The sequence below is a fragment of the Desulfosporomusa polytropa genome (assembly GCF_055380075.1).
Map to the genome: position 1 here is coordinate 4113183 of NZ_AP042400.1, position 12142 is coordinate 4125324.

General features: G+C 45.2%; 12 protein-coding genes. 2 read left to right on the forward strand and 10 right to left on the reverse strand.

Going from position 1 to position 12142, the window contains the following annotated elements:
- Positions 1-41: 41 nt before the first annotated feature.
- From ACZ449_RS20910 to ACZ449_RS20920, 3 genes are read right to left on the reverse strand one after another with little or no spacing between them, the layout of a single operon-like run.
- A complete protein-coding gene (locus ACZ449_RS20910) occupies positions 42-1385 on the reverse strand; it encodes a TAXI family TRAP transporter solute-binding subunit (protein ID WP_464257986.1) in 1344 nt (447 codons plus the stop codon).
- A gap of 44 nt (positions 1386-1429) precedes the next feature.
- The gene (locus tag ACZ449_RS20915) at positions 1430-2260 is read right to left on the reverse strand and encodes a phosphate ABC transporter substrate-binding protein (protein WP_464257987.1); all 831 of its coding nucleotides are present in this window, start codon (positions 2258-2260) and stop codon (positions 1430-1432) included.
- A gap of 46 nt (positions 2261-2306) precedes the next feature.
- On the reverse strand, positions 2307-3149 hold the full coding sequence (locus ACZ449_RS20920; protein ID WP_464257988.1) for a phosphate ABC transporter substrate-binding protein: 843 nt from the start codon (positions 3147-3149) through the stop codon (positions 2307-2309).
- Positions 3150-3533: 384 nt separating this feature from the next.
- Between ACZ449_RS20920 and ACZ449_RS20925 the strand changes: the two genes are divergently transcribed.
- Positions 3534-3875 carry a hypothetical protein gene (locus tag ACZ449_RS20925; RefSeq protein ID WP_464257989.1) on the forward strand — a complete coding sequence of 114 codons (342 nt, stop codon included), beginning with the start codon at positions 3534-3536 and terminating at the stop codon, positions 3873-3875.
- 86 nt (positions 3876-3961) lie between these two features.
- On the opposite strand, the gene ACZ449_RS20930 is transcribed toward ACZ449_RS20925, so the two are convergent.
- The 5 genes from ACZ449_RS20930 to ACZ449_RS20950 form a co-directional block, all read right to left on the reverse strand.
- Positions 3962-4702: a LytR/AlgR family response regulator transcription factor gene (locus tag ACZ449_RS20930; RefSeq protein ID WP_464257990.1), complete on the reverse strand. Its 741-nt coding sequence runs from the start codon at positions 4700-4702 to the stop codon at positions 3962-3964.
- 26 nt (positions 4703-4728) lie between these two features.
- A complete protein-coding gene (locus tag ACZ449_RS20935; RefSeq protein ID WP_464257991.1) occupies positions 4729-5064 on the reverse strand; it encodes a hypothetical protein in 336 nt (111 codons plus the stop codon).
- A gap of 200 nt (positions 5065-5264) precedes the next feature.
- On the reverse strand, positions 5265-5915 hold the full coding sequence (locus ACZ449_RS20940) for a response regulator (RefSeq protein WP_464257992.1): 651 nt from the start codon (positions 5913-5915) through the stop codon (positions 5265-5267).
- Entirely contained in the window at positions 5893-7617 is a 1725-nt protein-coding gene (locus tag ACZ449_RS20945) for a sensor histidine kinase (protein ID WP_464257993.1), read from the reverse strand. Before ACZ449_RS20945 ends, ACZ449_RS20940 begins: the two co-directional genes overlap by 23 nt.
- Positions 7618-7874: 257 nt before the next feature.
- Entirely contained in the window at positions 7875-9602 is a 1728-nt protein-coding gene (locus ACZ449_RS20950; protein WP_464257994.1) for a histidine kinase N-terminal 7TM domain-containing protein, read from the reverse strand.
- A 90-nt stretch (positions 9603-9692) separates the two neighbouring features.
- On the opposite strand from ACZ449_RS20950, the gene ACZ449_RS20955 reads away from it, so the two are divergent.
- Positions 9693-9941: a hypothetical protein gene (locus ACZ449_RS20955; RefSeq protein ID WP_464257995.1), complete on the forward strand. Its 249-nt coding sequence runs from the start codon at positions 9693-9695 to the stop codon at positions 9939-9941.
- 393 nt (positions 9942-10334) lie between these two features.
- Here the strand turns inward: ACZ449_RS20955 and ACZ449_RS20960 are convergent, their stop codons facing one another.
- Entirely contained in the window at positions 10335-10556 is a 222-nt protein-coding gene (locus tag ACZ449_RS20960) for a type I restriction endonuclease subunit R, EcoR124 family (protein WP_464261910.1), read from the reverse strand.
- 28 nt (positions 10557-10584) lie between these two features.
- Positions 10585-11631, reverse strand: coding sequence for an IS30 family transposase (locus ACZ449_RS20965; protein WP_464261911.1), 1047 nt, complete (start codon positions 11629-11631; stop codon positions 10585-10587).
- Positions 11632-12142 lie beyond the last annotated feature (511 nt).

Below are 12142 nucleotides of genomic sequence, written 5' to 3' on the forward strand. Positions count from 1 at the left end.
CCTTCCGCCAGGGTTATCCGGCGAAGGCTCCCTTTATTGCGCTATTTTTGCGAACCCCTTTGCTGCAGAACGGCTATGTGCTGCAAGGTGCCGTTACTGCTGCTCAAAACTTTGTCCATAATGGTGGGATCGGTTAATTTGGCTGTAGTATATCTGTTCATAGCTTCAATTCGTAATGTGGTAATTTTATTCTGCAAGTCCCGCAATTGTTCTACATTGAACTGACCGCTTTGCCGCAGCTGATTTACTTCAGCCTCAATGTCTGCAATTTGTTTGACATAGCCTTTAAAGTAGGCATTGTCATCAAGGCCGCCGCCTTTAAACCATTTTAGCATCATAAGCCCCAGGGTAAGCAGCGTCATAACAGCGCCAAAGCCTTTTTGGATATTTTCTACGGTTTTGGCGGAGAAGACTGATTCATTGCGTTTTAAGAAGGTTTCGGTTGCCGCCGAAATGGGGAAACCGGACGGAATGGTAATATTCTTTTCGTCAAGTTTCATCCGCAGCTTGCTTTGTACTTTGGGACTGTAGAGTATTTCCAAAAGTTTCGAGACCGCTTTTGTCTCTACCTTTTTGTTGGCCACCAAGTGCATATTCACACCGACTGACTTAAGGTCTTTAGCCGGTTCGGGCGGATTACTATTATAGGTGTAGGCCAGGATTTTCTCCCCGCTTACCCAGCCTTCCCGCAAGGCTAATGCTTCCGGAAAAGGTATTTCCAGCAGATGATAGCCTTGTTTCTTGACCAGAGTTTCCGCCACATAGGAAGGCGGCATAGATACGATAAACAAGGCATCAGGCAGTTTGGCCGGATGCATAGCCAGCACATCTTCAGTCGAATCGTTGGTTTCGGCATAGTCAAGATTTTCGGTAAGACCGACAAATTTCATTACCTGGTGAGCTACTACCCGGGTTCCGCCGGTTTTCGACCCCACATTGACCACCTTGCCCCGCAGATCCCTGATATCTTTGATTTCCGGTTTAGCCAATAGATGCAGCGCCTCTGACGACACAGTAGCCGCATGCTCCACATTTTCCAGCCGCAGGTTGAGTCCGCCCTGGATAAAGGCCAGATCCAGCGTACCGTCATTTACTTGCTCTAACGCTTTTACCGAGCCTGACACCGGTTTAATTACCAGGGTGATTCCTTCTTTGGCTGCTTCTTCTTCTAACACTTTGGCAATCATATGGCGCTGTGATAAGATATCGCCACCGGTAATTGTCAAGGTATATTGCCGGGGTATCATATCATAAACAAATTTACCAAATGCGCCTAACAAAAGAAGTACAACCAGCGCAGCCAGGGAATTCATGATGATTTTATTTTTTTGTAATTTATTCAGGTATTTCCGCAGCAGTTGTTCCGCTTCAAAGGTACTCGACATATTTTCTATCCCCCAATAAACGCCTGTCAACAGACTGACGGCAATTAATATACCCTAATTAAACCCTCGTTTTCGAGAATGGTTTGACCTTCATTACTCATCACATAGTCCACAAATTTTTGTACAGCGCTTTTTGGTTTGTCATAGATCACCAAATAAAAGGAACGGCTTAGTGGATATCTACCAGACAATATGGTTTCCTTGCTGATAGGTATGTTGTTGATCTGGAGTGCTTGCACACCTGTTGACAAATCTTTTAAGGCCACATAGCCGATAGCATGGGGATTGGCAGCTACTGTTTTTATTACAGCTTCTGCCGATTCTGTTGCAACAGCTAATTTGGGAAAGTCCAGTCCCTGCATTACCATTTCATCCATGGCCTTACGGGTCGTTGACCCGGTTTTCCGGCCAACTATGGCGATCGCTGCATCTATGCCGCCGACTTGCTGCCAATTGGTAATTTTTCCGATAAATATGTCATGCAGTTGCTTTTCGTTAAGGCCTGTGACTTGATTAGCCGGATGCGCAATGATGGCAACCGCATCTTTACCAACCAAATAATCTCTGGTGTATTGGTCATCTTCATCCCGCTTTACTTCTCTGGACATAGTTGCTAGGTCAATGGCGGTTCGTTTGACGGCAATCAGTCCTGCCGTGGAGCCGCCTCCCTCGCTTTCAATCAATATTTTGGGATGCATTTTGGTAAAGCCGGTTTCCAGCTTAGCCATATAGGGAAGCATAGTACTTGATCCTGCCACTAGCAAGGTTTCCTGTTTCGCTTGTTTACCACAACCTGCCGCTGCTAACAAAAGGAGGAGTAAGCAGCAAACCATACTAACTGCTCTGAGCTGTTTAGCTCTAATACTTTGTTTCAACGAAGAACACCGCCTTGCCTTAATATATAGTCTTTTACCTGCGCCATTAGTTTACAGGCAATACCCCTGCTTGCTCAACAAACTTCTGTCCTTTGTCAGGCGCCAGCATATATTCAATAAATTTAGCAATCGACGCCGGTGAGTGCTGGGTGGTATATAGCTTTAGATCACGGACAATCGGATAGCTACCGTTTTTTACATTAGCTGCTGTGGCTTCGATGCCATTGACGGTCAGTGGTTTGACAGTATTATCGATATAACTCAACCCTAAAAAAGCAATAACACCAGGATTTTGCTGCACATAGGTTTTCATTGGGCCTGACACCATAACTTTGGCTTTGGGAGTAACAATTTTGCCTTCTCCCATTACTTTTTCTTTCCAGGTTTCATAGTTGCCGGAAGTACCGTCATGAGAAAGAATAATCACAGGTTCATCTCCACCACCGAGTTGCTGCCAATTGTTAATCTCACCACTATAGAGTTGACGCAATTGTTCCACCGTCAGACCTGTTACTGGATTGCGCGGATTGACAATAGGTACAAGGGCATCATGGGCAATTACATGTTCGACCAGGGTAAGGTCATTGTCTTTGGCCCGTTTGGCGACTCCTTCATCATAATCAGCCGAAGCCATGCCTATGTTGCAGGTAGCATCAATTAATGACTTGATTCCGCGCATAGTGCCGGTAGACGATACGGTTACGACAATATCGGGATTCTCCTGCATAAACATTTCCGCCGCCTGGGCCGCAATCGGCGCAACATTGCCGGAACCGCGCAAATGAATGTTATTAGTTTCTAATTGTTTGGCGTTCCACCCAGCTATAAACAAAATATTAATGATTAATACAACTGCCCCACTCAGGATCAGGCTTTTAGATAACCGCATATTATACCTACCTTTCTTACATAATTCGATATTCAAATTATTTATTGGATAAGTATACTCTGCTCTACGCTCAGTAGGAACGTTTTGGGGATAATTAGTTCTTTTTAGGGAATAACTAGTACTTTTTTGGTATCAAATGAATTAATTTTGGACATTACTGCTATCTGACACCCCGATAAATCAGCTTTCATTTGTTAAAAAAATTCAAATTTGCATAACTGGCGCTTTTTTACGCCTATTTAGCACTATTATTGCCATAACAGGTGCATTTTTAGCTGAATATCACCCGTTTTCGGCCATTTTTAACTATTTCCCCAGAAGGAATTTCGTTCCAGCCATCGTATATAACCATACGCAAGAAATAAATTTTTGGAGGAATCTACTATGAAAAAAAGTCTTACCCTGTTTGTCGTACTATCCTTATGCTTGCTTATGTTCTCAGGCATCGCTTCAGCCGCCACAATCAACGTAGTCAATCAAACCGGCGTCGAAATCCATGAATTGCATATTACGATTTCCAGCCAAAACGACTGGGGCGGAGATCTTCTGGGATCCGAAGTAATGCCTAGTGGTACACAAATCGGCATCAGCTTAGATCCGAATGCCGGAGCTTGGGATATGCAGGCGCAAGATCCTGATGGCAACACGCTTTCCTGGACTAACTTAAATCTGCAAGGTGTTTCCCAAGTCGTTCTGGATGCCAGTGGAACTGCCAATTTGCAATAGATACAGGCGACACTAGTCAATAAAAACGCTTGCCCAACCAATTGTGAGGGCAAGCGTTTTTGTTTAGTCTACAGCAGACTTTATTATCAAGCCTTTAGCAGGATTCGTTGTTTGAGACCTTTGGCAAAGGTGCGGCTGACCGGAATTGTTTCTATACTCCCGGTGAGCTTGATTGAGTAAGCATTTTTGAAGAATGGTGCGATATATTCGATTTTACTCAGGTTAACAATATAGCCATTGTGGCACCGGAAAAATTTTTCTGGCGGCAAGCGCTCTTCCCAATAAGAAAGACTGCCTTTCAACTTATACAAATCATCGACAATGACAGCAAAAACGTTCCTGCCTATACTGGTGAAGTAGAAAATATCCTGCACTTTTAGCAAATAAATACGCCCATTGTTTTTGGCGGGGATCACCTCTGTGGCTGTAGTTGCCAATGAGGCTGCTGGCATAACAGTTTGCCGCAGTTGGACTAGATAGTTTAATTTTTCGGCAGTAATGGACATCCTCGCTTGGGTAATCGGTTTTACCAAATAGTCCTGTGCATTTATTTCAAATGCTTTGACTGCATAATCACTGCAGGCATTTACAAAGACAATACTGATAGCAGGCTTAACGTCCCTTATTGCTGCCGCAAGTTCTATTTCTTTACTAATCTCAAGATCTAAAAAAACAACATCCACCTCCTGCTCCTCACAAAACGGCAAGGCGTCTTCTGCTGCATTATATGTTTGCACTACCGTAAATTCCGGAAAAACCGTCAGCATATCGTGCAAACTGGCTAATGCCGTAAATTCATCGTAAACTAATACGGTTCGAATTATCATCACCATTCACCTCAGTTGTTGGAATCCTATTTATCGACAATTACCTGCGTCAGTTCTTCCACGTTTGTCACGGAGTGCTCGCTGCCGGAAAATACGATAAGGCAATTGCGTTCAGCCTCAAGTCCAATCAGCCTAATTCCCGGTTGCTCTCGTAGCAAAGCAGCTATTGCAGGTTTTTCTGCGTCACTATATTCAAAGAGCACAGCATCGGGAGAAAGCATCTTAATATCCAGCATCGCCTCTGCCAAGGATTTTTCCAGTCGGCTTATCCTGAAGTGCCCCCGCGCTTGGAGACTTGCCGTCATTCCGTTCAAAAACAGGCTGTTGCCACATACCCCTACTTCCAAGCGCTGTTTCAGCACAATCACCCGCCTGTTCGTTTACTATGTATAGTAACCATTAAAATTCGTTACTGACATCATGATAGCAAAAATATTCTGTCCTGATACCCACCTTTGGTATAGCTGCAAAAAAAAAAAAGTATAGTCAGCACTATACTTTAAGATAGTTTTCCGACTATACCTTGGGATGATCTTGTGAACAAAAGCAATCGGTTAGGGAACTATTTTTCTCCGGTCAGCTCCAGCCGGGACGCATGAGCGATCAATTGCGTCCGGTTAAACAAATGAAGTTTGCTCATAATTTCCTTGATGTGATACTTGACAGTAACCACCTTCAGATTTAACCGCAAGGCAATCTCCCGGTATGTTAGGCCTTCTGTCAACAACAGCAATATCTCCGTCTGCCGCGCAGTCAATTGCTGCTCCGGCGCATCACCCGATTCAGCAGGGGGTTGCCTGCGGCGGGTAAATTCCCCGAGCAGGCGTTTTGCAAAACCAGGAGCTAGCGGTATTTCCCCTTCTTTCAAACTTGTTAGCTGACGAAGAAATTGTTGGGGTTCCATGCTTTTTATCAAATACCCTACCGCCCCAGCCTGAATTGCAGCAAAAAGGCTGTCTTCGTCTTCACTAGCTGTGAGCATAACCACTTTCACGTCAGGATACTCTTGCTTTATCAAACGGGTAGTATCAATGCCATCGCCGTCTGCCATCTGAACATCCATCAGAATGAGTTCCGGTTTCAGCAGCCCGACTTTGGCCAGCGCTTCCTCCCCGCTTTTGGCTGTGCCGAGTACTTCAATGTCATTAACCTCCAAAAAATTCTTAATCCCCTCAAGAAACAAGGCATGATCATCTACCAACAATATCTTCATGCTGTCCAACCTTTCGTAAGGAAAATTTGACAGTTACCTTGGTTCCGACACCCAGTTCAGATTCAACCTGAAGTTCACCTCCGGCCTCCTCAGCCCGTTCCTGCATAATTCCCAGCCCATAATGGTTTTTGCCCATCGGAGGGAACGAGGTGTCAAAGCCCTGACCGTCATCTGCCACACATACGGTAGTCTCGCCGCCAGACGCCCGAATGCTTACCTGTACCCGCTTAGCCTTGGCATGTTTGCGAATATTGTTCAGTGCTTCCTGAATGATCCGCAACAACTGCACCTTAGCAGCAATATCTAACAGCAAGGCACCCGGTTGCTGCGAGGTAATAATCTTAGTAGCAATTCCGTAATTTTTTTCATAACTGTCCAGATATTCCTGCAACATAGCAAACAAGTCCTGATTGGATGAAGTTGGTCCAATTTTTAGCCCAGCAATGGTTTCCCGGACATCGGTATTATAATCCCTAGCCATTGCGCCTAGGCGTTTGACATGGATTTTCGCCTTATCTGGCTGATTTTTATCCAACAATGCATGGATCGTCTGCAGCTCCATTTGGAGATACCCTCCCAGTTGTCCTCGCCCGTCGTGAATTTCCCGTCCGATTCGCTTCCGTTCCGCTAGGATAGACAGGACTTTTTCTTGCTCCATTAGCTGCAACTGCGCCTGTTTTTGTGCCGTAATATCTTTCCAGACAAAGGCTTTCCCCAGTGTCCGGCCGCTTTGATCAGCCAGCTTTACCAAATGAAATTCATAATAACTTGTACCGGTATCCTTTTCCAAGCCAAATTCCTGAAGCACCCCGCTCTCCTCTGCCAACAGCTTTTTCAGCACAGGCCAATTGACGAAAACTTCAGTGGCTTGTTTTCCGACAGCCTGTTCAGGCGTAATCCCCAGGGTAAGCGCAGCTGCGTCGTTCAAATCAACAACCCAGCCCTCGGTATCCACTACCGCCAAGCAGTTCCCCATAATTTCCACAGCCACAGCCTGAGCCAATGGCAAAAGGTTAAGCACCCGCAGGTAAAAAAAGCCGTAGGTCCAAGCCACGCCGGCAATAAGCGAACTTAGCGGCAACGGTGATAAAATGCCGGTATGCTGAGTTAATACCCAATTAAAAGTACCAATTATTCCACTAAATTGGGCGAGGATAATGATAATGGCCTGCCAGCGGCGCAGTCCGGTACATTGCCGTATCCAGTACCAGCCACAATACAAAATCGCCGGCAGCAACAAACAATTGTAAGAAACCATAAGCATGTTGCCCAAACCGCGCGCAAAGGTTAGCACATCACTATCAGCGCGGATCTGAGTCCAGTACAAGCCATGCCATTGATTGGTAAAAAGCAGCAGCCAGGAAACAACCGGCACAACCATCAAGGCTGACAGCATTCGCCAATTTCCCCGCTGCCAGCGATACACCATCTGCATCATAAATATCAGCCAAAGAACCGGTGGCAGCGAGGCTGTTACCTGCTGCACTTTGGCCCCCAAAAGTTTAACTTCATAATCTGCGGTTGTACCGATGACAACAAGACTAATCAACCAAATTGACCGGTTCACCAGCACACCGGCCAACGGCACTGCCCCCGGACTCTGGCGATACTGCCAGACATATACGGCCAGCGCTTCTAAGACAAACGCCACCAGCGAGTAAAACCAGACATCCTGAATGGAGTGATAACTTAACTCAAACAACACTGACCTCCAATGAAAAGCAGCAAATTTTATTCCAAAACATTACATAATTAACATTCTACTTTGGGATTGATGTGTTTATTATAGCATATTCGAAAGGTATAGTCGGCACTAAGGGACAAGGGGACAGGTTTATTGTTTTGCAGTATATTCATCAAAACCCATTAAAAGCGGGAATTACAAAAGATATAAGTAAGTATTTGTGGAGCAGTGATAGAGTATAGTGGGACGACGAGCCTGTCCCCCTCGTCCCCTGATCATCCTCCAACAATATCTTCATGCTGTCCAACCTTTCGTAAGGAAAATTTGACAGTTACCTTGGTTCCGACACCCGGCTCGGATTCAACCTGAAGTTCACCTCCGGCCTCCTCAGCCCGCTCTTTCATAATCCCCAGGCCATAATGGTTTTTGCCCATCGGAGAGGCCGAGGTGTCAAAGCCTTGACCGTCATCTGCCACACATACGGTAATCTCGCCGCCGGACGTCTGAATGCTTACCTGTACCCGCTTAGCCTTGGCATGCTTGCGAATATTATTCAAGGCTTCCTGAATGATGCGCAACAGTTGTACTTCGGCGGAAATATCTAATGACAAGACCTCTGTTTGCAGCGAAACATTAATCTCAGTAGTAATTCCGTAATTTTTTTCGTAGCTGTCCAGGTATTCTTGCAGCATAGTTAAAAAGTCCTGATTAGCGGAAGCCGAGCCGATTTTCAGCCCCGCAATAGTTTCCCTAACATCGGTATTATATTCCCTGGCCATTGCGCTCAGGCGCCCCACATGAAGTTTGGCCTTCTCGGGCTGGTTTTTTTCCAGCAATACCTGGATTGTCTGCAGCTCCATTTGGAAATACCCGCCCACTTGTCCTCGCCCGTCATGAATTTCCCTGCCGATTCGGTTTCGTTCTGTTAGAATAGACAACGCTTTCTCCTGCTCCATTAACTGCAGCTGCGCCTGCTTTTGCTCGGTAATATCTTTCCAGACAAAGGCTTGGCCTAATATCTGACCGCGTTGGTCAGCCAATTGTACACTATGAAGTTCATAGTAGGTTGTCTGATTATTTTTTTCCAGGCAGAGTTCCTGTGTCATCGCATGTTCAGCAGCAAGCGCTTGCGAAAACGCAGTCCAGTTGCTGAAAACTTCGTCAACCGGTTTGCCAATGACCTGCGCGGGAGTAATCCCTAAACTCCTTGCACCGGCAGCATTCAAATCAACAACCCAGCCTTCTGTATCTACTACTGCCAGACAGTTTCCCATTATTTCCACTGCCGCAGCCTGCGCTAACGGCAAAAGATTAAGCACTCTTAGATAAAAAAAGCCGTAAGTCCAAACCACGCCGGCAATAAGCGAGCTAAGCGGCAGCGGCGCAAACATGGCGGTGTGCTGCATAAACATCCAAATAAGCGTACCGATCATGCTGATAACCGGAGCCAGTATAATGATAATGGCCTGACGCCGACGAAGGCCGCTGCATTCTCTCACCCAGCGAACGACAAGAAAAAAAATTGGCAACAGCAACAACAAATTATAGGAAACCATGAGCAAGTTGCCCATGCCCCGGACAAAAGTCAACACTTCGTCATCCCTACTGCTGACTTGAGTCCAGTACCAGCCATGCCACGAATTGGTGAAAAGCAGCAGCCAAGACACAGCCGGCACAAACAGCAGCACTGCCCAAGTCTGCCATTTCCCACGTTCCCATTGGTAAGTCATTTGCAACAAGAATACCGGCCAGAAAACAGCCGACAAAGAGGCCGTCACCTGCTGAACATTAACCCAGAAAAGTTTACTCTCATAATCTGATGTTGTGCCAATCATGACAAGACTAATCAGCCAAACCGAGCGATTAACTAAGGAAGCCGCCAGCGGCAAAGCCCCCGGACTTTTGCGGTACTGCCAGATGTACACGGCAAGTGCCTCAATAATAAACGCCGCCAACAGGTAAAACCAGGCATCTTCAATAGGATGATAACTTAACTCAAACAACACTGACCTCCAATAAAAAGCAGCAAATTTTATTCCAAAACATTACATAATTAAAATTCTTCAATGGTCTTTGTCATTCCTTTAATTTTTATGGAATCAATTACATTTGTATATACTGGTAGATTGCAATCATTTACTGTTCCAAGCGGCGTATACTCGATTACTGTCAGTGCTGTTGGTGCAGGAGGTGGGCCTATTGATGGCCCTAGCGCCAAACTTGGTGGTTATGGTGCTTCTATAACCGGGAATTTTACTGTTACTCCAGAGGAAACTCTAGCTGTATTAGTAGGCGGAGCTGGCGGTTCTGATCCTACTGGTCTTAGCGGGATGAGCGGCTAGAACCCTCCTCTTAACCAAAGATACCCCCCCTTTTTACTAACCCGGGGGGTATCTTTCATTATCTATTTTTTCGGCGACTTTTTACTCACACCCACACTTATGCCCATGCCAAACATGCTTACTCTTACACATCCACTCTTGCACATCATTCAAGGTTTCGCCGAAATTATCAATTTAAGTAAAGTCCATTAAACCCTGATGTAAAGCGGGGTTGAGGATCACAAACCAATTCAATATTGTCAAAATGGCTATAAATTTTAGCACCATCCCAACCATACTTTCTAAACTAAGTATTACTGGCTTCGTTCAGGTCTATTTCTTTTCCTTAGGTCATACCTAACGGCGAAATTATTATGATGTTACCACAAAGAATGGTGAACAGCTACCGAAAGATTAAGCTAATCCAAAATATTTCTCAAAAAACACTTTTAGTTTTTCAATAACTGTTTGTTTCTTAATCGACCTATTTGCTCCACCTGAAAATCTCGAAATAGGAGGTAATATCTTGTCAATATCTGTACCAGTTGTTTTTATATCACCATCTCTAAAGGCGTTTTCAATAAATTTTTTAGCTTCCTCTGGTTTTAATTTCTCTTGTAGATTGCAATAGCAAATGCAACACCCAGTGAAAAACCGAGAATACTTATGCGATTTTCAAGAATTCTTCGTCAAAGCATTGTTGAGGAGTTTTGTAACCCAATATTTTTCGGGGTAAGTGATTGCACCAGTCCTGAATCCGCGAAATGGTCGCCTGTGCTACTTCGCGAATGGGTTTTCCTATGGGGATAAAGCGGCGGAGTAACCCATTATGACGCTCATTGGTCCCACGTTCCCAAGAAGAGTAAGTGTGTGCAAAATAAGCGTTGCTGTTCCATTGTTGCACAAGTGCTGCTAGGTCTGAAAATTCGGAACCGTTGTCCGCCGTTATGGTTCGAAATACCTGCTGGAACCGGAGTCCAAAACGTTCCTTTAGTTCCCTAAGACTAGCTTGTACGGACTGACTATCTTTCCGGGCCAATAGAATGATTAATTCCTGGCGCGTCTTTCGCTCTGTCATCGTCAACAAGGCTTGATCATTGGAGCGGTTGCCGATCACTGTGTCAATCTCCCAGTGCCCAAACTCCTGCCTGGTTTGAACTTCTGCCGGACGATGCTCAATGCTTTGGCCCAGAATACGTTTGTTCTTTCGCACTCGTTGTTTCTTCGTTTTGCGCCGAACCTTCAGCAACAAATCAAGGTTACGCACTTTCAACAGGCCTTGGTCAATATAGTTGTACAGGGTTTTCGTGCAAACCAGTTCTTGGTCTTGCCACTGTGCCTGACTTCGACAAAAACCTACTACAGTGTCAGGAGACCATTTATCTCGGAGTATTTTTGTTTCTGCAAACTGTAAAAATGGCTCTACCAAGCTTATCTTGCAAACAAAACCACTGGTCGATCGATGCTTTACGTATGCGGCTTGACCGGTTTCGGGGAAATACGCTTCATATGTGGTCAGATCAGACCTTAGTTGCGCAGTTGTTCCTCTTTTGATTTCTCGCGAAATAGTACTTTGACTGCGCTTCATTTGATGGGCAATGTAGCGGATTGACCGCTTTTCTTTCAATAGCGCGAAGATCATGCCGCGTTCGTAACGTGAGAGATGTTTAAAAGATCGTGCGGTTGTGGTATGCTTGACCTGAACAGTCATCATTGAAACCTCCGTATGATTTGGGTTTGGTCACTTATATCATACTCGGTTTCTTTTGGTGACTATTCTTTTATTTTCTATTCAGTCACTGTTGCATTTCATTTTACAATGAACCAATTATTTTGGGAAGGAGACACCACAACAAAATAGTTGCGTATGATCGCCATGGGCTCCACGCCTGCGACAGTGCTAGTATTTCCAGCGGGGGTTGACCCAATAGTGCTTTTTTTGACACCATAATCGGTATGAGGAAAGGAATCAGGCCAGCCAAGGGCCCGCATCGCGATGTATTGGACTGTCCAAGGGCCAAACCCAGGAAGCTTGAGAAGCTTTTCCATTTCAATCTTCGGATTAGCGCTGTAAGAAAGCGTTATGGAATTGTTTGTTAAAGCTTTTGCTAAAGCCAGAATGGAGCGGGCTCTAGCACCAGTTATGCCGAGTGGGCCTAGATGATTCTCGATAGGGCCTTCAAGTGCACAGATTTTGTCAGGCAGGGGGAAAATGAAAGCAA

What these genes read in the sequence shown, in the direction of transcription:
- ACZ449_RS20910 (WP_464257986.1), bottom strand. Translation starts at nt 1,385, where the DNA reads ATGTCGAGTACCTTTGAAGCGGAACAACTGCTGCGGAAATACCTGAAT.
- ACZ449_RS20920 (WP_464257988.1), bottom strand. Translation starts at nt 3,149, where the DNA reads ATGCGGTTATCTAAAAGCCTGATCCTGAGTGGGGCAGTTGTATTAATC.
- ACZ449_RS20925 (WP_464257989.1), top strand. Translation starts at nt 3,534, where the DNA reads ATGAAAAAAAGTCTTACCCTGTTTGTCGTACTATCCTTATGCTTGCTT.
- ACZ449_RS20930 (WP_464257990.1), bottom strand. Translation starts at nt 4,702, where the DNA reads ATGATAATTCGAACCGTATTAGTTTACGATGAATTTACGGCATTAGCC.
- ACZ449_RS20940 (WP_464257992.1), bottom strand. Translation starts at nt 5,915, where the DNA reads ATGAAGATATTGTTGGTAGATGATCATGCCTTGTTTCTTGAGGGGATT.
- ACZ449_RS20955 (WP_464257995.1), top strand. Translation starts at nt 9,693, where the DNA reads ATGGAATCAATTACATTTGTATATACTGGTAGATTGCAATCATTTACT.
- ACZ449_RS20965 (WP_464261911.1), bottom strand. Translation starts at nt 11,631, where the DNA reads ATGACTGTTCAGGTCAAGCATACCACAACCGCACGATCTTTTAAACAT.